Raw genomic sequence first — 25,995 nt, 5'->3', positions numbered from 1 at the left:
CCTAAGGACACCATTTGGAAAGCCTGTTGAACCTGACTGTTGCTGGTGGGGCGCCAGTCAGGGTATTGCAAATTACTGATACTCACCTGTTTGCCAAAAAGCATGAAACCCTGTTGGGTGTTAATACCTGGGAGAGTTATCAGGCTGTTCTGGAAGCCATTCATGCCCAGAAGCGCGAATGCGATCTGATTGTCGCCACGGGCGATTTGGCGCAGGATCAAACCTCCGCGGCTTATCAGCATTTTGCTGAAGGTATCGCGAGCTTTAACGCGCCCTGCGTCTGGTTACCCGGTAATCACGATTTTCAACCTTCGATGTACAGCGCGCTTCAGGATGCGGGGATTTCCCCTGCGAAGCGGGTCCACTCGGGCGACAACTGGCAAATCCTGCTGCTCGACAGCCAGGTTTTTGGCGTGCCGCACGGCGAGCTGAGCGAGTTTCAGCTGGAGTGGCTCGAAGCAAAGCTGGCGGCCGATCCTGAGCGCCATACTCTGCTTTTATTGCATCATCATCCGTTGCCGGCAGGATGCAGCTGGCTCGATCAGCACAGCCTGCGCAACTCTGCCGCTCTCGATCAGGTGCTGATGAAATTCCCGCGGGTTAATAACTTACTCTGCGGCCATATTCACCAGGAGCTGGATCTCGACTGGAACGGTCGTCGCCTGCTGGCTACGCCGTCCACCTGCGTGCAGTTCAAACCGCACTGCGCAAACTTCACTTTAGACACCATTGCCCCAGGCTGGCGCTGGCTGGAACTGCATGCCGACGGCTCGTTAACGACCGAAGTCTGCCGCCTGCAAAGCACGCAGTTCCGCCCGGATACCGCGTCAGAAGGCTACTGATGTCTGCGCTTCTCTATTTGCACGGATTCAACAGTTCCCCGCGCTCGGCTAAAGCGACGCTGTTTCGACAGTGGCTGGAGGTGCATCATCCCCACGTCGAGATGATCGTGCCTCAGCTGCCGCCGTACCCGGCCGAAGCCGCCGAAATGCTGGAGGCGATTGTCCTGGCGCACGGCGGCGAGCCCTTTGGCGTGGTGGGGTCATCCCTCGGCGGCTACTACGCCACCTGGCTGTCCCAGTGCTTTATGGTGCCCGCGGTGGTCGTCAACCCGGCGGTACGGCCTTTTGAGCTGCTGGTGGGCTATCTGGGGCACAACGAGAACCCCTACACCGGACAGCAATATGTGCTAGAGTCACGCCATATTTACGACCTCAAAGTTATGCAGATTGATCCGCTGGAAGCGCCAGATCTTATCTGGCTGCTGCAACAGACGGGTGATGAAGTGCTGGATTACCGCCAGGCGGTGGCGTACTACGCCTCTTGCCGCCAGACTATAGAAGAGGGCGGTAATCATGCCTTCACGGGCTTTGAGGATCATTTCACCCAGATTGTCGACTTTCTTGGTCTGCACAGCCTCTGACAATCGCTGCGAATTGCTAGTTTAAATCATGACGCAAACCTATAACGCTGATGCCATTGAGGTACTCACCGGGCTTGAGCCGGTTCGCCGCCGTCCGGGGATGTACACCGATACCACGCGCCCAAACCATCTGGGCCAGGAAGTAATTGATAACAGCGTCGACGAAGCGCTGGCGGGTCATGCCAAACGCGTCGACGTTATTCTGCACGCCGACCAGTCGCTGGAAGTGATCGACGACGGTCGCGGCATGCCGGTGGATATTCACCCGGAAGAGGGTGTCCCGGCGGTTGAGCTGATCCTCTGCCGTCTGCACGCGGGCGGCAAATTCTCCAACAAAAACTACCAGTTCTCGGGCGGTCTGCACGGGGTAGGTATCTCCGTGGTCAACGCCCTGTCAAAACGGGTTGAAGTCACCGTGCGCCGCGACGGCCAGGTGTACAACATCGCCTTTGAGAACGGCGACAAAGTCCAGGATTTGAAGGTCATCGGCACCTGCGGCAAACGCAATACCGGCACCAGCGTCCACTTCTGGCCGGACGAGAGCTTCTTCGACAGCCCGCGTTTCTCGGTCTCACGCTTAACGCACATTCTGAAAGCGAAAGCGGTCCTCTGCCCTGGGGTGGAAATTACCTTTAAGGATGAGGTCAACAACAGTGAACAGCGCTGGTGCTATCAGGACGGTCTGAACGATTACCTGGGCGAAGCGGTCAACGGCCTGCCAACCCTGCCGGAAAAACCGTTCATCGGTAATTTTTCTGGTGATACGGAAGCGGTGGACTGGGCGCTGCTGTGGCTGCCGGAAGGCGGCGAGCTGCTGACCGAAAGCTACGTCAACCTGATCCCAACCATGCAGGGCGGGACGCACGTTAACGGCCTGCGCCAGGGGCTGCTGGACGCGATGCGCGAGTTCTGCGAATACCGCAATATCCTGCCGCGCGGCGTGAAGCTGTCGGCGGAGGATATCTGGGATCGCTGCGCCTATGTGCTGTCGGTCAAAATGCAGGATCCGCAGTTTGCCGGGCAAACCAAAGAGCGTCTCTCCTCGCGCCAGTGCGCGGCCTTCGTCTCCGGCGTGGTGAAAGATGCTTTCAGCCTGTGGCTGAACCAGAACGTTCAGGCTGCGGAAATGCTGGCCGAGATGGCGATTTCCAGCGCCCAGCGTCGTCTGCGGGCGGCGAAGAAAGTGGTGCGTAAAAAGCTCACCAGCGGTCCTGCGCTGCCGGGCAAGCTGGCGGATTGTACCGCGCAGGATCTGAACCGCACCGAGCTGTTCCTGGTGGAAGGGGACTCGGCGGGCGGATCGGCCAAGCAGGCGCGCGATCGTGAATATCAGGCGATCATGCCGCTGAAGGGTAAGATCCTCAACACCTGGGAAGTCTCTTCCGATGAGGTGCTGGCGTCGCAGGAGGTGCACGACATCTCCGTGGCGATCGGTATCGATCCGGACAGCGAGGATCTGAGCCAGCTGCGTTACGGCAAGATCTGTATCCTTGCGGATGCGGACTCCGATGGCCTGCACATCGCCACCCTGCTGTGTGCGCTGTTCGTGAAGCACTTCCGTACGCTGGTGAAAAACGGTCATGTCCACGTGGCGCTGCCGCCGCTGTACCGTATCGATCTCGGCAAAGAGGTCTATTACGCCCTGACGGAAGAAGAGAAGGCGGGCGTGCTGGAGCAGCTCAAGCGCAAGAAGGGCAAACCGAACGTGCAGCGCTTTAAAGGGCTGGGCGAGATGAACCCGCTGCAGCTGCGTGAAACCACGCTCGATCCTAATACCCGCCGTCTGGTGCAGTTGACCATCAGCGATGAAGACGAGCAGCAGACAAACGCGGTGATGGATATGCTGCTGGCCAAGAAGCGCTCGGAAGACCGCCGCAACTGGCTGCAGGAGAAGGGCGATCTGGCGGACATTGAAGGTTGATAAAATGCCGGTCGGCAGGGATCGTGCGGGCTATTTGCCCGGCGGCGCTTCGCTTGCACGGGCCTACGGGACTTGCGTGGGCCTACGGATTTTGTAGGCCGGGTAAGGCATCGCCGCCACCCGGCATCTCCTCAGGCTGCATGATTCTTTCTATACTGTAAGGGCGTCTCTCCGATGCCCTTTTTAAATGCGCTGATAAAATAGGTCACATCCGAAAACCCCACCCGCGCGGCAATATCCCGCACGCTCGCCTCCGAGTGCAGCAAACTTTCGCAGGCTTTGCGCAGGCGTAACGTATTCAGATAATCGTGAATTTTTTCCCCCGTTTCGGCATGGAATTTCCGTGACACGTAGCTGCGGGATTTCCCCAGCTCGCCTGCCAGCGCATCGAGGCTGAATTTTTGCTGGTAATGCTCATCCAGCCAGAACATCACCTGGCTGGCGATCCCCTGACTGTTACCGGGCTGGCCTTCGTCATCGTGCGGCAGCATGGCAAACAGGCCGATCAGCAGGCTGGCGACGCGCTCGCTGTTCATCGGCGGCGGATAACAGCTGAACAGATGATCGAGATGGCTGTGGCAGTGCGCCATATCCGCCACCCAGGCCTCCCCTCCGCGCTGCGACAGCTTCTGTAGCCGCTGCTGGGTTTGCGGAAAATCACGCAGCGCCTTCAGGACCGCATGCTGATCGAGATGAATAATGGTGCGGCGATAGTTCGCTTCGGCCTGAGGATCGACCATCACCTTGTGCAGGGTAAAAGGCGGAAAGAAAAACAGCCGTCCCGGGCGCATGGTGTAGTGGCGATTATCGACAATCGCTATGCCAAATCCTTCTTCGACATAGAGAATTTCCAGACACTGGTGCCAGTGATGGTAGCGCACGGTGTTGGCGAACAGGCGACTGAACGACACGATGGTATCGTTCAGGGCGATCAGCTCAAGATGTTCCGCCGTGGGTGTTTTGCGCATAGTGCAATAAAACTCAATTTTTCCCTTTTCCTGCCTCTTTATAAACCACCTTTTTAAATTTCCTCAACTGCGGGTTTATTCATCTCTCACACCTGTGACCCGGCTAACATTTCTGTCCCTCGCTGATTAACTATTCTTTGCCGCAGTTGATTACGAGGACGACCCTATGTGCGCGGCAAACAAAGAAAAATCAAATCCGTTGTCATCCCGTCAGGATCTGGTGGCGGCGCTGAACACTCTGCTGGAAGCAGTGGACACGCAGTTCCCGGCGGGTAGCTCCCGCTTTTCGCTGGGCGATACCAGCGCGCACTACGCCACGGATGTGGCGCAGATGGAGGGGCTGTCCCGCGTGCTGTGGGGGCTGTTTCCGCTGATGGCCGCAGGCGACAGCACGCCGTTCAGCGACAAGTACATCGCCGCCATTAAGCAGGGCACCAACCCGCAAAGCACAGGCTACTGGGGCGAAGCCGGGCCTTACGATCAGCGTCTGGTGGAGATGGCGGCCTACGGTCTCGGGCTGGCGCTGCTGCAGGACAAACTCACCGATCTGTTCAGCGAGCGCGAGGTGATGAACCTTCACGCCTGGCTGAACCAAATCACCGATGCGACGATGCCGGACAGCAACTGGAACTACTTCGCCATCATGGTGCAGCTCGGCTTTAAGCGTGCCGGGCTGCCTTATGACCAGCAGGCCATCGATCGCCGCTTCGCGATGATGGACGCCTACTATCTGGGGGAGGGCTGGTACTCCGACGGTCCGGGGCGGCCAAAGGATTACTACATCTCAATGGCGTTTCACTTCTATGGTCTGATCTACGCCACCCTGAGCGGCGATGAGGCGCGGGCAGAGGTGCTGCGCCAGCGTTCGCGTCTGTTTGCTGAAGACTTCATCTACATGTCCGCCGCTGACGGTGCCTCAGTGCCCTTTGGCCGCAGCCTGACCTACCGCTTCGCGATGGTCGCCTTCTGGAGCGCGGTGGCCTTCTCCGGGCTGGAGGTGTTCACGCCGGGCATCGTGAAGGGGATTATCCTCCGCCATCTGCGCTGGTGGCAGCAGCAACCGATTACCGATCGCGACGGGATCCTGACCCTCGGGTTCGCTTACCCGAATCTGGCGATGTGCGAGGACTATAACTCCCCCGGCTCGCCGTACTGGACGCTGAAAACGTACCTGATCCTGGCCCTGCCGGAGAGCCATCCGTTCTGGCAGGCCGACGAACAGCCGCTGCCAGCGCTGGCCGAAAAGCGCGTTATCCCCCATGCCCAGCAGATCCTGATCCACACCGATCATGTGACCCTGCTCACTGCCGGACAGCTGGAGCTGAACAACTACGTTAATACCGAGGCGAAATACACCAAATTTGCCTACTCCAGCCGCTTTGGTTTCACCATTGAGCGCGGGCGTTTCGGCCTCAAGCACGCCGCCTGCGATTCCATGCTGCTGCTGGCCGATGGCGATAACTACTTCCGTGGACGCCGCGAGTGCGAGGAAGTCCGTGTTGACGAAAATTGTATTTTTTCGCGCTGGTCGCCGTGGCATGACGTCCATATCGAGAGCTGGCAGGTGCCCTTCGGCGAGTGGCATCTGCGTCTGCACCGCATCAACAGCGCACGCACGCTGCAAACGGTCGAGGGCGGGTTTGCAGTGATCAAAGCTGAGCCGCAGCTGCACGGTCGGGGCAGTTATCTGAGCGCGGACAACGGCAGCAGCGCCATCGTCGATCTCTCACCAAACATCACCCGCCAGCCCGACAGCGTGGTGACGCCGCCAAACAGCAGCATCATGTTTGCCGAATGCGCCGCTATTCCGGTGCTCAGCACCACCATTCCTAAAGGGGAGAGCTGGCTCTGCTGCGCGGTGACGGCCTCTGCACAGAATAAAAACCGGGCGGAAAGCCCCCAACTGCACATTAACAATAACCAGGTGGTGATTCGCGCACCTGGAAGCGAACGTCAGCTGTCGTTCATTTTATAAAGCCCTTACCCTGGATATCGGCGAGGATGGTATGAATAACAAAACTGAATATTACAAAATCAGCAGTTTTATCTTTCTCTATTTCTTTACCTGGTCGGCGAGTATTGGCCTGCTGGCGATCTGGCTCGGACAAAAAGCCAATCTCAGCGGGTCGGTGATCGGTACCGTATTTGCGGTTAACGGGATCTTCTCCGTTATTCTGAAACCGATCTACGGCTATATTCTGGATAAGATCGGCATGAGCAAATACCTGCTCTATTTTGTGGTGGCGATGTCCGCCCTGATGGCGCCGTTCTTTATTTACGTTTATCAGCCGCTGTTAATGTCCAACACCATGCTGGGGATTATTATCGGCGCGCTCTATTTAAGCTTCGCCTGGTATGCGGGCGTGGCGGCGTGCGAATCCTATTCTGACCGTTTCAGCCGCCTTAATGGCATGGAGTTTGGTCAGATCCGCATGTGGGGTTCATTGGGTTGGGCGGTGGCTTCCTCGTTCTCCGGCCTGCTGTTTAACCTCTCCCCGGCGTACAACTTTATTATGGGCAGCGTGGCGTCGGTGATTATGCTGATCGTCCTGCTGAACCTGAAAGTGAACACCAACTCGGCCCATGCCGGTGAGGTGCTGACCAAAGAGAAAATCGCTCCGGCGGACGTCTATGCCCTGTTGCGCAGCCGCAAGTTCTGGGCCTTCTGCCTGTACGTGGCGGGGGTAGCGTGGATGATGTTTATCGCCGAGCAGCAGTTCTCCCGCTATTTCGTCACCTTCTTCGATGATATTCACCAGGGTAACGCGGTGTTTGGCTATCTGGGTACCGTGCAGTCGGGGATGGAATTCGTCATGTATATGGTGATCCCGCTGTTCGTTAACTTTATCGGGGCCAAACGCGGACTTTTGATTGTCGGCCTGATTGTCGGAGCGCGACTGATTATTTCCGGGATGTGCGACTCGCACCTGTTAATTTCGGTTCTCAAGCCGCTGTACGGTCTGGAAATCTGTCTCCTGCTGGTGTCGGTATTTAAATATATCGCCGAGCATTTCGATAAACGCGTCAACGCCACCATGTATCTGCTGGGCTATCAGGCGATGCTCTACGTCGGCAACGTCGTGGTGTCCTCACCGGCCGGTTATATGTATGACCGCATCGGCTTTGAGCAGACCTATATCATCATGGGCGCTACGGCGCTGACCTTTACCCTGATTTCTGCGTTTACCTTATCCGCCTGCCAGAGCAAATGGCGCGGCGCTAAAACGCTGAACGTTGCAGAACACCACTAATTTACGCCGTCAAAGAAGGAATCGAATTATGTTAAGTCATATCACCGAGGAACGTCTGGCCGATATTCCCGCCCCCGTGGATGAACGCGCCTTTAGCGATGAGTTAAGCTCGGCGCGCAGCCACGTCCTCGACCTGATTAGCCGTCATTTAACGGAGTTCGGCGACAAATTTCCGGCAGAAACCTGCAAGGAGGGGTATTACCCGCTGACGGAAAACGTCGAGTGGACCACCAGCTTCTGGACCGGGCAACTGTGGCTGGCGTGGGAGATGAGCGGTGATGAAAAATTCCGTGCCATGGCCGAGAAACACACCCGCTCGTTTGGCCTGCGCATCGCCGGGCGCAGCGACACCAACACCCACGATCTCGGTTTCCTCTACACGCTCTCCTGCGTGGCGGACTGGCGACTGACCGGCAGCCGTGAGGCGCGCGGTTTCTCGCTGCTGGCCGCCGAAGCGCTGCTGGAGCGCTTCCACGAGAAAGCGAAGATCATCCAGGCGTGGGGGGATCTGGCGGATCCGGAACAGGCCGGGCGGATGATTATCGACTGCAACATGAACCTGCCGTTGCTCTACTGGGCGACCGAGCAGACCGGGGATCCGCGCTTTGCCGAGGCCGCTAAAGCCCACGTGATGCAGGCCGCGACGTATCTCATCCGCGAAGATGCTTCGACCTTCCACACCTACTATATGGACGTGGTTACCGGCGCACCGCGCTACGGCAACACCCAGCAGGGCTATGCGGATGACTCCTGCTGGTCGCGCGGCCAGGCGTGGGGGATTTACGGTTTCCTGCTGAGCTATATCTATACCGGCGACGCGACCATGATCGCCCTGTCAAAACGGCTGGCGAACTACTTCCTCAACCGCCTGCCGGAGGATCATGTCTGCCACTGGGATCTGGCTCTGGTGGGCACCGACGCCCTGCGCGATTCGTCATCGGCGGCGATTGCGGTGTGCGGCCTGCTGGAGCTGGTGAAGCATCTGCCGGCGACCGACCCGGACCGCGAGCGCTATCTGGCGTGGGCGAAAGGGATCATGTCCTCGCTGACGAAGCACTATCTGATGGGCAAAGAGGAGAAGGGCAACGGTCTGCTGAAGCACTCGGTTTATCACCTCGCCAGCAATAAGGGCGTGGATGAGTGCGCCAGCTGGGGGGACTACTTCTATGTAGAAGCTCTGGTGCGTTTTACCCAGAGCTGGAAATTGTACTGGTAAATAAAAGCTGGGGTGAGGTCACCACCCCAGCACCTCTTTTATGACTCGCCGGTAAGGCGTGTCGATCTGCTCCGGCACCTGGTCGATGTAGTTCCGCGCGTGCTGGCGGGTCTCGCCGCTCAGGCTGTCCAGATAGACAATGGCTTCGTCCACGGTGGGCACCCGGCCCTCCAGCGAGGCGCTTCTCGGCGGCAGTCCGGTCCAGATCACCGCCTCGATACCTCTCTCCACTGCCCATTCTGAAAGCAGACCGGTGTGGCGACCGGCGATCGGCAGCGAGCCGATGCCGTCACAACGTTCCTCCGGGATCCCCTCGCGCTCGCGCAACGCCTGACAGGCCACGCTCAGCGTTTCCGCGTTGAGCCACGCCCAGAGCACCGGTACGGCAGGGGCATTCATACAGATGGCGGTAGCCAGTTCACCGCCGTCGCTGACCCGGCAAAACTCGACGGGCAGCGACGGCCCGTCGGTTTTCCACTCCCCGGCGACGGGGAGTGAGCCGCTTTTCCATATCAACGAGCCCCAGCCCAGACAGGCTATCTTCATTATCGTCCCTCTGTGCGACGCTATCAGGCTTCAGGAATACGCAGCGTCTGCCCCGGATAAATTTTATCGGGGCTGGAGAGCATAGGGCGGTTGGCTTCAAAGATTTTGTTGTATTTCGACGCATCGCCATACACGGTTTTGGAGATGGCGCTCAGGGTGTCGCCCGATTTTACCGTGTAGTAGGTGGCTTCATGCTGGGTGTCGGTGGCGGTGATGGTGTTCTCCACCTCGCTGACCCCTGCGATGTTCCCCACCGCGACCTGGATTTTCTCCTTCTGCTCCTGGGTCAGCCCGTCGCCCGTCACCACGGCCTTACCGTCGTTGACGTTGACCTGCACCTTTTCGGCACCCGGTATGTTGAGCTTTTTAAGGTGCTCCGAGACTTTATCACTTTGACCTTTGTGATCGGTCAGGTTATCCCACAGCTTTTCACCTGCTTCTTTAACGAAGTTAAAAATTCCCATTCCTTCCTCCAGATAACAATGAAATCAGGAATAAGCATAGCAGCTGCGCTTTAAGGTGATAAAAAAAGCCCGGTAACCTAAGGTTACCGGGCTTCTGTTTTGCCCGGTGGCGCTACGCTTACCGGGCCTACAAAACCGTAGGCCGGGCAAACGCAGTGCCGCCCGGCGATACCGTGGAGGTTAAACCCCCTGCTCCAGAATACGGATATGGGTTTCCAGAACGTCACCTTTCACCGCCTCGCTCCACGCTTTCATGTGCGGGGTTTGCAGGTGGGCTTCGAGGTGGGCCACGGTCTCCCACAGCTCAACCATCACAATGGAGTCCGGGGCGGTGGTCTGGAAGCTGACGCCTGCGGCGGTGTCCACCATCGGCGCGTAGCCGTGGCAGCCAGCCTCTTCTAAAACGGTTGGGATAATTTTTGCGAACTGATCCAGCACCGCCTGACGGTGATGTTGCCCAGGACGGGTGCGAATTTCAGCAATAACGGTAAGCATGGTCATTTCTCCTGATAACATGCCATCAGTTAAGCAAAAATTTCCGCGAGATGCTTGCGATATTCTGCGATATAGCGTGGCACATCCGGCATTTTGATCACGTCATTGGTGATAAAGGTCGGCAGGGCTTCCATTCCGAGGAACTGGTTAGCCTTGTGGAACGGCAGATAAACACCGTCAACGCCCACGCCGTGGAAGAACTGATCTTCTTCGGTGAAGGCTTCCATCGGTGCGTTCCAGGTCAGGGAGAGCATGTATTTTTTCCCCTGGATCAGGCCGCCGGAGCCGTATTTCTTCGATGCATCAGAGCGGGTGCGGCCGTCGCTGGCATACAGCGCGCCGTGACCTTCGGTAAAGACGTCGTCCATGTACTTTTTCACGGTCCATGGCGCGCCCATCCACCAGCCAGGCATTTGCCAGATTACGACGTCGGCCCAGAGGAAGTTCTGCACTTCGGCCTGGATATCGTACTCACCGTCGGTGCGCACGACCTTAACATCATGCCCGGCGTCGCGCAGGAAGCCGTCCGCGACCTCGGTCAGGGTGTCATTCAGTTGGCCATTGGAGTGGGCGAATTTTTTCGCGCCGTTGATAATCAGGATATTGCTCATTAAGTTGTCCTCAGAGTAGCGAGTCTGAGGGCCATTCTACGCGCGACAGCGGTGCGGTGAAATTAGCAAAATGTGCAAAGTCTTTTGCTGAAAAAGCAATAATGCCTTACCAGCCGATCCTGACCTCAAATCCGCCATTCTGCCCGTTGCGTAGCGAAACCGTCATTCGGTGCAGGGCGGCGATGCGCTTCACAATCGACAGACCCAGGCCGCTGCCGGTCTGATCCTGACCGGGTGGGCGATAAAAACGCTCCCCGATCCGCGCCAGGGCGTCGGGGGAAATACCCGGGCCGGTGTCGCGTACGGTCACGCTGTGGGCGTCGAGCGTCACCTCCACCTGGCTACCGCGCGGGCTGTAGCGCACGGCGTTGTCCAGCAGGTTGCGCACCAGCAGGCTCAGAAGTAATTGCTGCCCGGGACGGGTGACCTGCGGGGCGTGGATGTTGAGCCGAATGTCGATTCCGGCCTGCTGCGCCAGGTGATAGATATCCATCACTGCCGACTGGAGTAAATCGGCCATGTTAAGGGTTTCGACATCGTCCAGATTTTCCAGCGAATCCAGGCGCGACAGCGTCAGGAGCTGTTCAACCAGCCTTGATGCCCGGTCGATCCCGGCATGCAGCTGGGTCAGGGCTTTCGCCTGCGCCTGCGGATCGTCCAGCGACAGCTGGGCCACCTCGGTCTGCACTTTCAGGGCGGTTAACGGGCTGCGCAGCTCGTGGGCGGCATCCGAAGTAAAACGACGCTCCCGAGCCATCATCTCCTGGGTGCGGGCGAAAAGCTGATTCAGCGCGTCCACCAGGGGGCGAACCTCAACGGGCACGCCATGCGTCGCCAGCCGGTCAGTGGCATCGGGGGAGCGGGCGCGCAGGGTTTGGGTCAGCTTTTTCAGCGGCCAGAGTTCACGGCTCAACAGGACGATCAGCAGCAGCAGCATCACCGGCAGGGCCACCAGCCACGGGGTGAGCTGCGATCTCACCACGTCCAGCGCCATCTCCTGGCGGTACTCCCGCTCCTGGCCGACCACCACCCGGTACTTTCCGTCCGGCGCGGTGAGCCATAAGAATCGCCATTCGTCGTTATCGTCGTTGAGCTGGCCGTTATCAAAACCTTCCCGGCGATAGTGATAGGGAATATCGCGCCCGTTTTCACCGTCGTTGAGCACCATTTTGCCGTCGGGGGTGTAGATGGCGAAGGCCAGCGCATCGTCGTCCAGATGCCCGTGTTTCGCTTTTTTCGGCACCTCGCGCATCCGTTGCGGGGCGCGGAGCTCATCCAGATCCATGGTCAGCAGCCGTTTGGCAAACAGCATCTGCTGGGTGTCGAACAGCTTATCGAGCTTATCGCTGGTCTGGTGCCAGGCGACCAGGCTGGCGGCAAACCACGCCGTCAGCGACAGGGCGAGGAACAGCAGCGTGAGGCGCAGCTTGAGGCTCAGGCGTTGGGTCAGTTTCATGCGTCACCCAGGGTGTAACCGATGCCGTGCACGGTGCGGATAAAATCGCTGCCGAGCTTGCGGCGCAGATGGTGAACGTGGACTTCTATGGCGTTGCTGGAGACATCGTCGTCCCAGGTATAGAGCTTCTCTTCAATCAGCTTGCGCGGCAGCACGCGGCCCGCGTTGCGCATCAACAGCTCCAGCAGGGCGAACTCTTTGGGCTTGAGCACCAGGGTTTCGCCATTTAGGCTGGCCACCAGCCGGCTGGGATCGAGCGTTACGCCGCCGTGGCGCAGTTTGCTGCGCGCCTGGCCGTGGCTGCGGCGCACCAGCGCTTCAAGACGGGCGGCCACTTCGATCAGGGCAAAGGGTTTGCAGAGATAATCGTCGGCCCCGAGGCGCAACCCTTCGACGCGCTGGTTGAGCGCGTCCCGCGCGGTCAGGATCAGCACCGGCTCGCTGCGGCCCCGTTCCCGCCAGTCGCGCAGGATCTGTAGCCCGTCGATGCCGGGTAGGGTCAGATCCAGCACCACGGCATCATAGGGGGCGCTGTAGAGCGCCGCTCTGCCGGTTTCACCCTCGGTGAACCAGTCCACGCTAAAGCCCAGTTTTGTCAGCCCGGCCTTAATGCCGTCGCCAATCAGCTTGTCGTCTTCTACCAGTAAAATGCGCATGTTCCCTCCCTGTTGCGGCCAGTAAACCCTCTGTCACGCCCGGCTGTACAGTAAAAAAATTTAAATTTTCCGCTTAAGAAGTTGTTAAGGTTTACCCTGTTTAATGGACTGCGAAACAACATCAACAGCCTATCCCGTTAGGCTATTTTATTTGCCATTTTGAACCTGGGCAGTGCTCACAATCCTCACGTACTTCAAGTACGCTCCGGTTGTTCCGCGCTGTCCGTGTTCAAACTGTCTGCAACAAATACGCCTACCGGGACAGGCTCTAAAGGGAGAGTTAAGATGAAAAAATACGCTGCGATTGCTGCCATCATGATGATCACCACTGCGCCGGTTTTTGCGGCTCAGGGCGGGTTTAACGGCCCGTCGGCCACGGCAACCCAGACGCAAACCCAGCAGGGCGGTTTTGTCGATAACGACGCCAACCTCACCACGGCGCAGAAGGTCAAGGATCAGAAGGACGACAGCTGGGTGAAACTGCGCGGGAACATCACCGAGCGCTTGTCCGATGACCGCTACACCTTCCGCGACGAGAGCGGTACGGTGGTGGTCGAAATTGACCACAAGCGCTGGAACGGCGTGACCGTTACCCCGCAGGATAAGGTTGAGCTGCAGGGTAAAGTCGATAAAGAGTGGAACGATTTCGAAATCGACGTGAAACAGGTTATCAAGCTGAGTAAATAACCCGAAAAAGGGCCGCCATTGCGGCCCTTTTTCTCTGTGACTCGACTCGCCAGATAAGGTAGTATCTGCGGCAATATTGCCTGAAACCAACCGGTTTCTGAGTTGAGGAATCCCATTTAATGAGCGATATGGCAGAGCGCCTCGCGCTACATGAATTCACGGAAAACGCCTACCTGAACTACTCCATGTACGTCATCATGGACAGGGCGTTGCCGTTTATCGGTGATGGGCTGAAACCCGTTCAGCGCCGCATCGTTTATGCGATGTCTGAGCTGGGTCTGAACGCCAGCGCCAAGTTTAAAAAATCCGCCCGTACCGTGGGCGACGTGCTGGGTAAATACCATCCGCACGGCGACAGCGCCTGTTATGAAGCCATGGTGCTGATGGCCCAGCCGTTCTCTTACCGCTATCCGCTCGTCGACGGCCAGGGGAACTGGGGGGCGCCGGACGATCCGAAATCCTTCGCGGCGATGCGTTACACCGAATCCCGCCTCTCTAAATATGCCGAACTGCTGCTCAGCGAGCTGGGCCAGGGCACCGTGGAGTGGGTGCCGAACTTCGACGGTACGATGCAGGAGCCGAAAATGCTGCCTGCGCGTCTGCCGAATATTCTGCTGAACGGCACTACCGGTATTGCCGTGGGGATGGCGACGGATATTCCGCCGCACAACCTGCGTGAAGTGGCGAAAGCGGCCATCACCCTGATTGAACAGCCAAAAACCTCGCTGGATGAGCTGCTGGATATCGTCCAGGGGCCGGACTACCCAACCGAAGCGGAGATCATCACCTCCCGCGCGGAAATCCGCAAAATCTACCAGAACGGTCGCGGCTCCGTGCGCATGCGCGCGGTGTGGACCAAAGAGGACGGCGCGGTGGTGATCACTGCGCTGCCGCATCAGGTTTCCGGCGCGAAAGTGCTGGAGCAGATCGCCTCCCAGATGCGCAATAAAAAGCTGCCGATGGTGGATGACCTGCGCGATGAATCCGACCACGAGAACCCGACCCGTCTGGTGATTGTGCCGCGCTCCAACCGCGTGGACATGGAGCCGGTGATGAATCACCTGTTCGCCACCACCGATCTGGAAAAAAGCTACCGTATCAACCTGAACATGATTGGGCTCGACGGACGTCCGGCGGTAAAAAACCTGCTTGAGATCCTCACCGAGTGGCTGACGTTCCGCCGCGATACGGTGCGCCGTCGTCTGAACCATCGCCTGGAAAAAGTACTCAAGCGCCTGCATATCCTCGAAGGTTTGCTGGTGGCGTTCCTCAACATCGACGAAGTGATTGAGATCATTCGTACCGAGGATGAGCCGAAGCCGGCCCTGATGTCGCGCTTTGGCATCAGCGAAACTCAGGCCGAAGCGATCCTTGAGCTGAAACTGCGCCATCTCGCCAAACTGGAAGAGATGAAGATCCGCGGCGAGCAGAACGAGCTGGAAAAAGAGCGCGATCGGCTGCAGGCGATCCTCGCCTCCGATCGCAAGATGAACAACCTGCTGAAGAAAGAGCTGCAGGCGGATGCCGACGCCTTCGGCGACGACCGTCGCTCTCCGCTGCACGAGCGCGAAGAAGCGAAAGCGATGAGCGAGCATGACATGCAGCCGTCCGAGCCGGTGACCATCGTGCTGTCGCAAAGCGGCTGGGTACGCAGCGCCAAGGGGCACGACATCGACGCCCCGGGTCTGAGTTACAAAGCGGGCGACAGCTTCAAAGCTGCGGTGAAGGGCAAGAGCAACCAGCCGGTGGCCTTTATCGACACTACCGGGCGCAGCTACGCCATCGATCCGATTACGCTGCCGTCGGCGCGCGGGCAGGGCGAGCCGCTGACCGGCAAGCTGACGCTGCCGCCGGGTGCGACGGTTGAGCATATGCTGATGGAAGGTGACGAGCAGAAGCTGCTGCTGGCCTCCGATGCGGGCTACGGCTTTATCTGTACCTTTAACGATCTGGTGTCGCGTAACCGCGCGGGCAAGGCGTTGATTAGCCTGCCGGATAACGCCCGCGTCCTGACGCCGCTGGTGATTGAGGACGAGAGCGACATGCTGCTGGCGATCTCCGCCGCAGGCCGGATGCTGATGTTCCCGCTCAGTGACCTGCCGCAGCTGTCGAAAGGTAAAGGTAACAAGATCATCAACATCGCAACGGCGGAAGCGGCCGCAGGTGAAGACAGCCTTTCGCACCTCTTTATTCTGCCGCCGCAGAGCACTCTGACCATCCACGTGGGTAAACGCAAAATCAAACTGCGCCCAGAAGAGCTGCAGAAAGTGGTGGGCGAACGTGGACGCAGAGGGTCGTTGATGCGCGGCCTGCAACGCATCGACCGCGTGGAGATCGACTCTCCGAACCGCGGTAATGCGAGCAACAACGAAGCGTAACAGAGCACCTCCCCCTCCGTTCAGGAGGGGGTCTCGCGTTAAACATCCGTTATAAAAACAAAAGAGTTACCAGTGAACAGTTGCAGTATAATCGTCAGCTGTCAGGGGTTTTTGAGGTCGCTATGCTATTAATTGTTCGTTCCATTCTTGCCGTTATTTACTGCATTCTGGTCTGTATTTTCGGCTGTATTTACTGCCTGTTCAGCCCGCGTAATCCAAAACACGTTGCCACTTTTGGCCACATGTTTGCCCGTCTGGGGCCACTGTTTGGACTGAAAGTAGAAACGCGTCTGCCGGAAGGGGCAGAGAAACATGGCAACGCTATCTATATCGGTAACCATCAGAACAACTACGATATGGTCACCGCGGCAAAAATCGTCCAGCCGCCAACCGTTACCGTGGGCAAAAAAAGCCTGCTGTGGGTGCCGTTCTTCGGTCTGCTCTACTGGCTGACCGGCAACCTGCTGATCGACCGTAACAACCGCGCCAAAGCGCACGGCACCATCGCCGAGGTGGTAAACCACTTCAAAAAGCGCAGAATCTCCATCTGGATGTTCCCGGAAGGGACCCGCAGCCGCGGTCGCGGCCTGCTGCCGTTCAAAACTGGCGCGTTTCACGCCGCAATTGCGGCAGGTGTACCTATTATTCCGGTGTGTGTTTCCAATACATCGAATAAGATTAACCTCAACCGCCTGCGTAACGGTCTGGTTATCGTCGAGATGCTGCCGCCGGTCGATGTCAGTAAATATGGCAAAGATCAGGTGCGCGAGCTGGCGGCCCACTGCCGCGAATTAATGCTGAATAAAATCGCTGAACTCGATAAAGAAGTCGCAGAGCGCGAAGCCGCTGGCAGGGTTTAAGCCGGCTTAAAGGGAAAACGAGTTCCCGCGTTGTTAGTACGTTTATACATGGAGCTAATATGTCACTCAGTCGCCGTCAGTTTATTCAGGCATCGGGTATCGCCCTTTGTGCAGGTGCGGTTCCGCTGAGGGCAAACGCCGCCGGGCAGCAGCAGCCGCTGCCCATCCCGCCGTTACTTGAATCCCGCCGCGGTCAGCCGCTGTTCCTGACATTGCAGCGCACCCACTGGTCGTTCACCCAGGGGACGCGGGCGAACGTCTGGGGCGTTAACGGACGCTACCTTGGCCCGACCGTGCGCGTCTGGAGCGGCGATGACGTCAAACTGATCTACAGCAACCGCCTGGCGGAGAACGTCGCCATGACCATCAGCGGCCTGCAGGTGCCGGGCCCGCTGCTGGGCGGTGCGCCGCGCATGATGTCCCCGAGCGCCGACTGGGCGCCGGTTCTGCCGGTTCGCCAGAACGCCGCCACCCTCTGGTATCACGCCAACACCCCAAACCGCACCGCGCAGCAGGTCTATACCGGGCTGGCGGGGATGTGGCTGGTGGAAGATGAGATCAGCAAATCCCTGCCGATCCCGAATCACTACGGGGTCGATGACTTCCCGATCATCATTCAGGACAAGCGACTGGATAACTTCGGTTCGCCGGAGTACAGCGAGCCGGGCAGCGGCGGTTTTGTTGGTGACACGCTGCTGGTGAACGGCGCACAGAGTCCGTATGTTGAGGTGTCACGCGGCTGGGTGCGCCTGCGCCTGCTGAATGCATCCAACTCACGCCGCTATCAGTTGCAGATGAGCGATGGCCGGGCGCTACACGTGATTGCCGGGGATCAGGGCTTTTTACCGGCCCCGGTGCCGGTGAAGCAGCTGGCGCTGGCCCCGGGCGAGCGGCGCGAAATTCTGGTGGATATGACCAACGGCGATGAAGTGTCGATCACCTGCGGCGAGGCGGCGAGCATCGTTGACCGCCTGCGCGGCTTCTTTGAACCGTCGAGCATTCTGGTCTCGACCCTGGTGTTGACCCTGCGTCCAACCGGCCTGTTACCGCTGGTGACCGATACCCTGCCGATGCGCCTGCTGCCGGACGAGGTCCTGAGCGGGACGCCGGTGCGCACCCGGGATATCAGCCTCGGTGACGATCCGGGCATCAACGGCCAGCTGTGGGATGTGAACCGCATTGATATCACCGCCCAGCAGGGCACTTGGGAGCGCTGGACGGTGCGCGCCGATATGCCGCAGTCATTCCATATCGAAGGGGTGAAGTTCATGGTGCGCAACGTCAACGGCGCCATGCCGTTCCCGGAAGACCGGGGCTGGAAAGATACCGTCTGGGTCGACGGGCAGGTCGAACTGCTGGTCTATTACGGTCAGCCCTCCTGGCCGCACTTCCCGTTCCTGTTCCACAGCCAGACGCTGGAGATGATGGACAGGGGCTCGGTGGGGCAAATGTTAATCAATCCGGCACCGTAAATCTTGCCGGGTGGCGGCTTCGCCTGACCGGGCCTACAGGCCCGTAGGCCCGGTAAGCGCAGCGCCACCGGGCATTAACATCCCCGCACAATACTCCTTCATTTCCCACATTGATCCAGCGTATAATCCCGCTCCTTTTGTCTATTTTTTCTTCGGAAGCATTATGAGCGCAATTTCCCTGATCCAGCCGGATCGTGACCTCTTCTCCTGGCCCCAGTACTGGGCGGCCTGCTTTGGACCGGCACCGTTCCTGCCGATGTCTCGTGAAGAGATGGACCAACTTGGCTGGGACAGCTGCGACATTATTCTGGTGACCGGCGATGCCTATGTCGATCACCCGAGCTTTGGCATGGCGATCTGCGGTCGTATGCTTGAAGCCCAGGGCTTCCGCGTCGGGATCATTGCCCAGCCGGACTGGAACAGCAAAGAGGACTTTATGCGCCTCGGTAAACCGAACCTGTTCTTCGGCGTCACCGCGGGCAACATGGACTCGATGATCAACCGCTACACCGCCGATCGAAAACTGCGTCACGACGATGCCTACACCGCGGATAACGTTGCGGGCAAGCGTCCGGACCGCGCCACTCTCGTGTACACCCAACGATGCAAAGAAGCATGGAAAGACGTGCCGGTCATCCTGGGTGGCATCGAGGCGAGCCTGCGCCGTACCGCCCATTACGACTACTGGTCTGATACCGTACGCCGTTCGGTGCTGGTGGACTCCAAAGCCGACATGCTGATCTTCGGCAACGGCGAGCGTCCGCTGGTGGAGGTGGCGCACCGTCTGTCGCAGGGCGAGCCGGTAGGCAACATCCGCGACGTGCGCAACACCGCGATCATGGTGAAAGAGGCGCTGCCGGGCTGGAGCGGGGTAGATTCCCGCATCATCGATATGCCGGGCAAAATCGACCCGATCCCGCACCCGTACGGCGAAGATCTGCCCTGTGCCGATAACAAGCCTGTTGAGCCGAAGAAAGCCGAAGCCAAAGCGATCACCGTTCAGCCGCCGCGTCCAAAGCCGTGGGAAAAGACCTACGTGCTGCTGCCATCCTTTGAGAAAGTCAAAGCTGACAAAGTGCTCTACGCACATGCGTCGCGCATTCTGCACCATGAAACTAACCCGGGTTGTGCCCGTGCGCTGATGCAAAAGCACGGCGAGCGTTATATCTGGGTCAACCCGCCGGCGATCCCGCTCTCCACCGAAGAGATGGACAGCGTCTTTGCCCTGCCGTACAAGCGCGTGCCGCACCCATCATACGGCGACAGCCGCATTCCGGCGTATGAGATGATCCGCTTCTCTATCAATATCATGCGCGGCTGCTTCGGCGGCTGCTCCTTCTGCTCCATTACCGAGCACGAAGGGCGCATCATCCAGAGCCGTTCCGAAGAGTCGATTGTCAACGAGATCGAAGCCATTCGCGACACGGTTCCGGGCTTTACCGGCGTGATCTCCGATCTGGGTGGCCCGACCGCCAACATGTATATGCTGCGCTGTAAGTCGCCGCGTGCGGAACAGACCTGCCGTCGTCTCTCCTGCGTCTATCCGAGCATTTGCGAGCACATGGACACCAACCATGAGCCGACGATTAACCTGTATCGTCGCGCCCGCGACCTGAAAGGCATCAAGAAGATCCTCATCGCTTCCGGCGTGCGTTACGACATCGCCGTGGAAGATCCACGCTACATCAAAGAGCTGGCGACCCACCACGTGGGCGGCTACCTGAAGATTGCTCCTGAGCATACCGAAGAAGGCCCGCTGTCGAAGATGATGAAGCCGGGGATGGGCAGCTATGACCGCTTCAAAGAGCTGTTCGACACTTACTCCAAACAGGCCGGAAAAGAGCAGTACCTGATCCCGTACTTCATCTCCGCTCACCCGGGTACGCGTGATGAGGATATGGTGAATCTGGCCCTGTGGCTGAAGCAGCGCCGCTTCCGTCTGGATCAGGTGCAGAACTTCTATCCGTCACCGCTGGCGAACTCCACCACCATGTATTACACCGGCAAGAACCCGCTGAGTAAGATTGGGTATAAGAGTGAGGATGTGGTGGTGCCGAAGGGGGACAAACAGCGTCGCCTGCATAAAGCCCTGCTGCGCTATCACGATCCGGCTAACTGGCCGCTGATCCGCCAGGCGCTGGAAGAGATGGGTAAAAAGCACCTGATCGGCTCACGTCGCGACTGCCTGGTGCCTGCGCCAACGCTGGATGAGATGCGCGAAGCGCGTCGCCAGAATCGTCATACCCGCCCGGCGTTGACCAAGCACACGCCGATTGTGCATCAGCGTTCGAACGCGGGGGCAACCGCGAAGAAACCCGTAAAACGCAAAGCGTAAAATAAAACCCCGGCTCGCCGGGGTTTTTTATTTATCCGCCAAACTGGTCCGGATCCGGCCCTAAACGCTTGCCTTTATCCAGCTTCGCAATTTCACCCAGCTCATCTTTATCCAGACGGAAATCCCACACCTTGAAGTTTTCCGCGATGCGCGACGGGGTGACGGATTTCGGGATCACCACCAGGCCGCAGTCCAGATGCCAGCGAATGACAATCTGTGCCGGGGTTTTGCCGTACTTATCGGCCAGGTCGCGGATGATTTTCTGATCGAACACCCCTTCGCCGCCCTGTGCCAGTGGGCTCCAGGATTCGGTCTGGATCTTGTGGGTCGCATTCCAGGAGTGGAGTTGACGCTGCTGCATCAGCGGGTGCAGTTCAATCTGGTTGATGACAGGGGCCACGCCCGTCTCATCAATCAGGCGCTGCAGATGGTGAACCTGGAAATTACAGACTCCGATGCTCTTCACCAGCCCTTCTTTCTGCAGCTCAATCATCCCTTTCCAGGCGTCGACATAGTGATCGATCGCCGGTACCGGCCAGTGCATCAAGTAGAGATCGACGAAATCGAGTTGCAGCTTGTCCAGGCTCTCCTGGAGCGCTTCTGCAGGGCGCTTCTGGTCGTCGTTCCACAGCTTGGTGGTGATGAATAACTCATCGCGTGACACACCGGCGCTGGCCAGCGCTTTGCCCACGCCGTCCTCATTTTTGTAGGCGGCCGCGGTATCAATGGAGCGATAGCCGACTTCCAGTGCTTTATGAATGGCGGACACGACCTCGTCGTTACCGGCTTTCCATACGCCGAGCCCCAACTGGGGCATTACGTTGCCGTCCTGAAGCTTGATTACGGTTTGGTTTGCCATTTTTCCTCCTTCATTGGACATCCACCAGAGGTACTCCTCTGGTGGCGTATGTGCATTAAGCCTGGCCTAAATGCCGAAAAACGAAAGGTAAGCGTGCAAAATCGCTTAGCGAGCGGCCTCGTAAATACGGCGGCTCACGTCGAGGGTAATGTCGTGATGCTCACCGATCTGGGTCATGCCGTGTTCTTCCAGTTTCGCCAGCAGGGCAGGGATGGAGCTGCCGTCCAGGCCGTAGCCGGAGAGGCGAGTTGGCACGCCCATCTGCTCGAAGAAGTTGCGGGTGGCGGCGATAGCGGCATCGATGCGCTCTTCTTCCGAACCGGCGGTGATACCCCATACGCGCTCAGCGTACTGCAGCAGTTTGCCGCGCTTGGTGTCGCGTTTCTCATTCCACAGCGCAGGCAGAACGACCGCCAGGGTCTGGGCGTGATCGAGGCCGTGCATCGCCGTCAGCTCGTGGCCCAGCATGTGGGTGGCCCAGTCCTGCGGCACGCCGGCACCAATCAGGCCGTTCAGCGCCTGAGTCGCGGCCCACATCACGTTGGCACGCACTTCGTAGTTTTCTGGCTCTTTCAGCGCCACCGGGCCGTCTTCAATCAGAGTCAGCAGAATACCCTCGGCGAAACGATCCTGAATTTTGGCGTTCACCGGGTAAGTGACGTACTGCTCAACGGTATGAACAAAGGCGTCCACTACGCCGTTCGCCACCTGACGCGGCGGCAGGGTGTAGGTGTAAACCGGATCCAGTACCGCAAACACCGGCTGCACGTGCTCGTTCATAAAGGCCTGCTTGTCGCCGGTGGTTTTACGGGAAATCACCGCACCTTTGTTGGACTCAGAGCCGGTTGCTGGCAGGGTCAGCACGGAGCCCATCGGAATGGCGCTTTTGATGTCGCTGCCGCCGGTCTGCAGGATGTGCCACGGGTCGATGCCGTCAGGATAGTGGGCCGCCGCAGCGATAAACTTGGTGCCGTCCAGCACCGAGCCACCGCCCACCGCCAGCAGGAAGGTGATCTTCTCGTCGCGGGCGATTTTCACGGCGTTCATCAGGGTTTCGTAAGAGGGGTTCGGCTCGATGCCGCCAAACTCACGCACGTCCAGACCTTGCAGGGCGCTATAAACCTGATCCAGCACGCCGTTTTTCTTCACGCTGCCGCCGCCATAGGTGACCAGCACGCGGGCGTCTGCCGGGATCTGCCCGCGCAGATCGGCGATAGCGTCTTTACCAAACAGAATACGGGTCGGGGTATGCAGATTAAAATTGTTCATTGTTCGTTCCCTTAGGTGGGTGAAAATACCGGGCTAACTGATGGTGCCCATTGTGGCGAGCGCAGGCTCTCCTCTCAATGCACATTCCTGCCGTTGTCTTGCCCATTTCTACACGGAGCTGGAGAAACTGCGAAAAACCGCGCACACTGCAACAGTCGGAAACCTTGGACGGATCGAGCAAAGATGAACCGCGATGAAACCTGCCTGCAGCTAACGGCGCAAATTAACAGACTGAAAGATAATGCAAATAATCTCGGCGACCTGCTGCCGGACGTGCGCCTGCTGTACGGCACTCAGCCCGGCACCCGCACGCCGGTGATGTACCAGCCGGGTATCATTTTTCTCTTTTCCGGGCATAAAATTGGCTATATCAACGAGCGAGTATTCCGCTATGACCCGCGCGAATATCTGCTCCTGACAGTACCTTTACCCTTTGAATGTGAAACCTTCGCGACAGAAGCCGTGCCGCTGGCGGGGATTCGTTTAAATGTGGATATCCTGCAACTGCAGGAGCTGCTGATGGACATTGGCGAAGACGAGCTGTTTTGTCCGTCTATGGCGGCAAGCGGAATCAACTCCGCCACGCTGACGGATGAGATCCTCTGCGCCATTGAGCGTCTGCTGGATGTGATGGAGCGGCCGCTGGATGCCCGCATTCTGGGTAAACAGATCGTGCGTGAAATTCTCTATCACGTGCTGCTGGGGCCTGGCGGCGGGGCGCTGCTGGCACTGGTCAGCCGTCAGACCCACTTCAGCCTGATCAGCCGGGTGCTGAAGCGCATCGAGAGCCAGTACACCGAGAACCTGAGCGTCGATCAGCTGGCGGCAGAGGCCAACATGAGCGTCTCGGCGTTTCACCATAACTTCAAATCGGTGACCAGCACCTCGCCGCTGCAATATCTCAAGAGCTACCGCCTGCACAAGGCGCGGATGATGATGATTCACGACGGGATGAAGGCCAGCGCGGCCGCGCTGCGGGTGGGGTATGAAAGCGCGTCGCAGTTCAGTCGGGAGTTCAAACGTTACTTCGGGGTGACGCCAGGGGAAGATGCGGCGCGGATCAGGATGATGCAGGGGTAGGGTGTTCAAGTTCCCTCTCCCCTATGGGGAGAGGGTGAAGAGTATAGCTGTCAGGCGTTGCAGTACTTCTTACGGATCACCACCACGATGGTTCCCACCAGCCCTGCTACCAGCAGGAACAGCGGCAGGATCATCAGGAAGGTCATGACCTGATCTTCGTGGCGTTTCACGAAGGGGATCATGCTCAGCGCATAGCCGAAGGTGGTCACTACGCCGACCCACAGCAGCGCGCTCAGCCAGTTAAAGAACTGGAAGCGGCGGTTAGAGAGGCCGGAAATGCCCGCCATGGTGGGCAGCAGGGTGCGCACAAAGGCCAGAAAACGCCCGGCGAGCAGCGCCAGCAGGCCGTGGCGATCGAACATGCAGGTCGCCCGCTGATGGTATTTATGCGGCAACTGCGCCAGCCAGCTTTTGACCACCCGCGTATTGCCCAGCCAGCGGCCCTGCAGGTAGCTGAGCCAGCAGCCCAGGCTGGCGGCAGAGGTGAGGATCACCATCGTCGGCGCAAAGTCCATTACCCCTTTACCGATTAACGCTCCCGCCAGCAGCAGCAGGCTGTCGCCCGGTAAAAATGAGGCAGGCAGTAACCCATTTTCCAGAAACAGCGTGGCGAACATCACCAGATAAACAATCCCAACCACGTGAGGGTCCGCCAGTGCTGCAAAATCGTGTTGCCAGAGTGCAGCGATAATATCTTGAATAACAGCCATGGGCTTTCCTGTGGAACAGCGTATATGAAGTTATTGTACTCCCTATTTAGCCCGATGGGTTTGATCGAGGACCCAACAAATCAGACTTTTCTGGAGGTGGTGTCCAGAAATGCCTACTTTGCGGCCTCTTTTGTCCACGAGCTATTCGATACGAGCAAACCCGGCCTCTAAATCCGCAATCAAATCGTCGACGTTTTCCAGCCCGATATGCAGACGGATCAGGGTGCCGGTAAAGTCCACTTTTCCGCCCGGACGCAGCTCGGCAATCTGCTCTGGCTGGTTCGGCAGGATCAGCGACTCAAAGCCGCCCCATGAGTAGGCCATGCTGAACAGCGAGAAGTTATCGAGGTAGTTGGCCAGCTCGTCATTGCTCAGACGCTTGTTGAGCACAAAGGAGAACAATCCGCTGCTGCCCGTAAAGTCACGTTGCCAGAACTCATGGCCCACGCTGCCCGGCAGGGCTGGATGGTTAACGCGCGCCACCTGCGGATGCTGCGCCAGCCACCGGGCGACTTTCAGGCTGCTTTCATGATGCTGACGCAGACGAACGCTCAGGGTGCGCAGGCCGCGGCTGGTCATGTAGGCGGTATCGGCATCCACCATTTGTCCCATCAGATAGGCATTTTCACACAGTTGCTCCCAGCAGCGGGCGTTGGAGACCGCCGTACCGATCATGCCGTCCGAGTGGCCAATCAGGTATTTGGTCGCCGCCTGGATAGAGATGTCGATACCAAAATCGAGCGCCTTAAACAGCACGCCTGCCGCCCAGGTGTTATCGATCATAATGATGGCGTCCGGCGCTTTGCTGCGTACCGCCTGCACAATGGCCGGCACATCATGCACTTCCATGGTGATGGAGCCCGGCGATTCAAGGAACACGATCCGGGTGTTGGGCTGGATCAGATCGGCAATATTGGCGCCGATCTGCGGATCGAACCAGCCGGTGGTCACGCCCAGCTTGCTGAGGATTTTGGTGCAGAAGTCCTGGCTGGGCTCGTAGGCGGTGTTGGTCATCAGAATGTGATCGCCCTGCTCGACAAACGCCAGAATGGTATTGGCCACCGCCGCCGCGCCACAGGGGAACAGCGCACAGCCTGCACCGCCTTCCAGCTCGCACATCGCTTCCTGCAAAGAGAAGTGGGTCAGCGTCCCGCGACGGCCGTAAAAAAGCTCGCCCTTCGCCCGGTTACGGGTGGCGTGCTTTTTGGCCTCGACGGTATCAAACACCAGCGAGGAGGCGCGCTGAATAACGCTGTTTACCGAACCGAGGGTGTATTTCTTGCTGCGTCCCGCCTGGACAAGGGTGGTATCAAGATGCTTCTCTTTCATGTCTGCGCA

Annotated in this window: 23 protein-coding genes; 12 read left to right on the top strand and 11 right to left on the bottom strand. The window is 58.5% G+C overall.

The features are described 5' to 3' along the window. Nucleotides 1–14: 14 nt before the first annotated feature. From cpdA to parE, 3 genes are read left to right on the top strand one after another with little or no spacing between them, the layout of a single operon-like run. Nucleotides 15–842: a 3',5'-cyclic-AMP phosphodiesterase gene (gene cpdA, locus ACP4QI_RS18880; RefSeq protein ID WP_156264647.1), complete on the top strand. Its 828-nt coding sequence runs from the start codon at nt 15–17 to the stop codon at nt 840–842. Then, the gene (gene yqiA / locus ACP4QI_RS18875) at nt 842–1,423 is read left to right on the top strand and encodes an esterase YqiA (RefSeq protein ID WP_142487116.1); all 582 of its coding nucleotides are present in this window, start codon (nt 842–844) and stop codon (nt 1,421–1,423) included. Before cpdA ends, yqiA begins: the two co-directional genes overlap by 1 nt. A gap of 28 nt (nt 1,424–1,451) precedes the next feature. After that, the gene (gene parE, locus ACP4QI_RS18870; RefSeq protein ID WP_285111597.1) at nt 1,452–3,344 is read left to right on the top strand and encodes a DNA topoisomerase IV subunit B; all 1,893 of its coding nucleotides are present in this window, start codon (nt 1,452–1,454) and stop codon (nt 3,342–3,344) included. 131 nt (nt 3,345–3,475) lie between these two features. On the opposite strand, the gene ACP4QI_RS18865 is transcribed toward parE, so the two are convergent. Continuing rightward, complete coding sequence (locus ACP4QI_RS18865; RefSeq protein ID WP_142487114.1) at nt 3,476–4,312, bottom strand: helix-turn-helix transcriptional regulator; 837 nt, start codon at nt 4,310–4,312, stop codon at nt 3,476–3,478. 166 nt (nt 4,313–4,478) lie between these two features. Between ACP4QI_RS18865 and ACP4QI_RS18860 the strand changes: the two genes are divergently transcribed. Genes ACP4QI_RS18860 through ACP4QI_RS18850 form a run of 3 tightly spaced genes read left to right on the top strand, consistent with a single transcriptional unit; the run spans nt 4,479 to nt 8,779 of the window. Further along, a complete protein-coding gene (locus tag ACP4QI_RS18860) occupies nt 4,479–6,287 on the top strand; it encodes a DUF2264 domain-containing protein (RefSeq protein ID WP_426495786.1) in 1,809 nt (602 codons plus the stop codon). Between the two features lie 31 nt (nt 6,288–6,318). Continuing rightward, nucleotides 6,319–7,563 carry an oligosaccharide MFS transporter gene (locus ACP4QI_RS18855; protein WP_185902391.1) on the top strand — a complete coding sequence of 415 codons (1,245 nt, stop codon included), beginning with the start codon at nt 6,319–6,321 and terminating at the stop codon, nt 7,561–7,563. A gap of 28 nt (nt 7,564–7,591) precedes the next feature. Further along, a complete protein-coding gene (locus ACP4QI_RS18850) occupies nt 7,592–8,779 on the top strand; it encodes a glycoside hydrolase family 88 protein (protein WP_307763748.1) in 1,188 nt (395 codons plus the stop codon). Nucleotides 8,780–8,797: 18 nt separating this feature from the next. Here ACP4QI_RS18850 and ACP4QI_RS18845 read toward each other — a convergent pair whose 3' ends face one another. The 6 genes from ACP4QI_RS18845 to qseB all read right to left on the bottom strand — a co-directional run bounded on the left by ACP4QI_RS18845 (nt 8,798) and on the right by qseB (nt 13,007). Beyond that, complete coding sequence (locus ACP4QI_RS18845; RefSeq protein WP_285129100.1) at nt 8,798–9,325, bottom strand: hypothetical protein; 528 nt, start codon at nt 9,323–9,325, stop codon at nt 8,798–8,800. A gap of 23 nt (nt 9,326–9,348) precedes the next feature. Next, complete coding sequence (gene lysM / locus ACP4QI_RS18840) at nt 9,349–9,789, bottom strand: peptidoglycan-binding protein LysM (protein ID WP_142487109.1); 441 nt, start codon at nt 9,787–9,789, stop codon at nt 9,349–9,351. A 180-nt stretch (nt 9,790–9,969) separates the two neighbouring features. Next, nucleotides 9,970–10,284, bottom strand: a complete 315-nt coding sequence (locus ACP4QI_RS18835) for a putative quinol monooxygenase (RefSeq protein WP_142487108.1) — start codon at nt 10,282–10,284, stop codon at nt 9,970–9,972. Between the two features lie 29 nt (nt 10,285–10,313). Further along, complete coding sequence (locus tag ACP4QI_RS18830; RefSeq protein WP_032614156.1) at nt 10,314–10,895, bottom strand: NAD(P)H-dependent oxidoreductase; 582 nt, start codon at nt 10,893–10,895, stop codon at nt 10,314–10,316. Nucleotides 10,896–11,001: 106 nt separating this feature from the next. Next, nucleotides 11,002–12,351 carry a quorum sensing histidine kinase QseC gene (gene qseC / locus ACP4QI_RS18825; protein ID WP_426495787.1) on the bottom strand — a complete coding sequence of 450 codons (1,350 nt, stop codon included), beginning with the start codon at nt 12,349–12,351 and terminating at the stop codon, nt 11,002–11,004. After that, on the bottom strand, nt 12,348–13,007 hold the full coding sequence (gene qseB / locus ACP4QI_RS18820) for a quorum sensing response regulator transcription factor QseB (protein ID WP_426495788.1): 660 nt from the start codon (nt 13,005–13,007) through the stop codon (nt 12,348–12,350). Before qseB ends, qseC begins: the two co-directional genes overlap by 4 nt. Nucleotides 13,008–13,292: 285 nt before the next feature. On the opposite strand from qseB, the gene ACP4QI_RS18815 reads away from it, so the two are divergent. From ACP4QI_RS18815 to ACP4QI_RS18795, 5 genes are all read left to right on the top strand, one after another. Continuing rightward, the gene (locus ACP4QI_RS18815) at nt 13,293–13,694 is read left to right on the top strand and encodes a YgiW/YdeI family stress tolerance OB fold protein (protein ID WP_142487105.1); all 402 of its coding nucleotides are present in this window, start codon (nt 13,293–13,295) and stop codon (nt 13,692–13,694) included. A gap of 119 nt (nt 13,695–13,813) precedes the next feature. Then, complete coding sequence (gene parC / locus ACP4QI_RS18810) at nt 13,814–16,072, top strand: DNA topoisomerase IV subunit A (protein WP_426495789.1); 2,259 nt, start codon at nt 13,814–13,816, stop codon at nt 16,070–16,072. 122 nt (nt 16,073–16,194) lie between these two features. Continuing rightward, nucleotides 16,195–16,932 (top strand): 1-acylglycerol-3-phosphate O-acyltransferase, encoded by a 738-nt coding sequence (plsC, locus tag ACP4QI_RS18805; protein WP_142487103.1) that lies wholly within the window; start codon nt 16,195–16,197, stop codon nt 16,930–16,932. 59 nt (nt 16,933–16,991) lie between these two features. Then, entirely contained in the window at nt 16,992–18,404 is a 1,413-nt protein-coding gene (gene ftsP, locus ACP4QI_RS18800; RefSeq protein WP_142487102.1) for a cell division protein FtsP, read from the top strand. Between the two features lie 163 nt (nt 18,405–18,567). Then, nucleotides 18,568–20,739, top strand: a complete 2,172-nt coding sequence (locus ACP4QI_RS18795) for a YgiQ family radical SAM protein (RefSeq protein WP_156264638.1) — start codon at nt 18,568–18,570, stop codon at nt 20,737–20,739. Nucleotides 20,740–20,770: 31 nt separating this feature from the next. Here ACP4QI_RS18795 and dkgA read toward each other — a convergent pair whose 3' ends face one another. Both dkgA and yqhD read right to left on the bottom strand, forming a co-directional pair. Next, nucleotides 20,771–21,598, bottom strand: coding sequence for a 2,5-didehydrogluconate reductase DkgA (gene dkgA, locus ACP4QI_RS18790; RefSeq protein WP_156264637.1), 828 nt, complete (start codon nt 21,596–21,598; stop codon nt 20,771–20,773). 105 nt (nt 21,599–21,703) lie between these two features. Continuing rightward, nucleotides 21,704–22,867, bottom strand: a complete 1,164-nt coding sequence (gene yqhD / locus ACP4QI_RS18785; protein ID WP_142487099.1) for an alcohol dehydrogenase — start codon at nt 22,865–22,867, stop codon at nt 21,704–21,706. Between the two features lie 183 nt (nt 22,868–23,050). Between yqhD and ACP4QI_RS18780 the strand changes: the two genes are divergently transcribed. Beyond that, a complete protein-coding gene (locus ACP4QI_RS18780) occupies nt 23,051–23,947 on the top strand; it encodes an AraC family transcriptional regulator (RefSeq protein WP_426495790.1) in 897 nt (298 codons plus the stop codon). Between the two features lie 50 nt (nt 23,948–23,997). Here ACP4QI_RS18780 and yghB read toward each other — a convergent pair whose 3' ends face one another. Together yghB and metC are read right to left on the bottom strand one after the other, a co-directional pair. Further along, on the bottom strand, nt 23,998–24,657 hold the full coding sequence (gene yghB, locus ACP4QI_RS18775) for a DedA family general envelope maintenance protein YghB (RefSeq protein WP_142487097.1): 660 nt from the start codon (nt 24,655–24,657) through the stop codon (nt 23,998–24,000). A gap of 141 nt (nt 24,658–24,798) precedes the next feature. Then, on the bottom strand, nt 24,799–25,986 hold the full coding sequence (metC, locus tag ACP4QI_RS18770) for a cystathionine beta-lyase (RefSeq protein ID WP_142487096.1): 1,188 nt from the start codon (nt 25,984–25,986) through the stop codon (nt 24,799–24,801). Nucleotides 25,987–25,995: the final 9 nt, after the last annotated feature.

This window comes from Leclercia sp. TB492, assembly GCF_049974505.2.
Classification (GTDB): Bacteria; Pseudomonadota; Gammaproteobacteria; order Enterobacterales; family Enterobacteriaceae; genus Enterobacter; species Enterobacter adecarboxylatus_C.
This window is presented reverse-complemented; position numbering and strand designations above follow the sequence as displayed.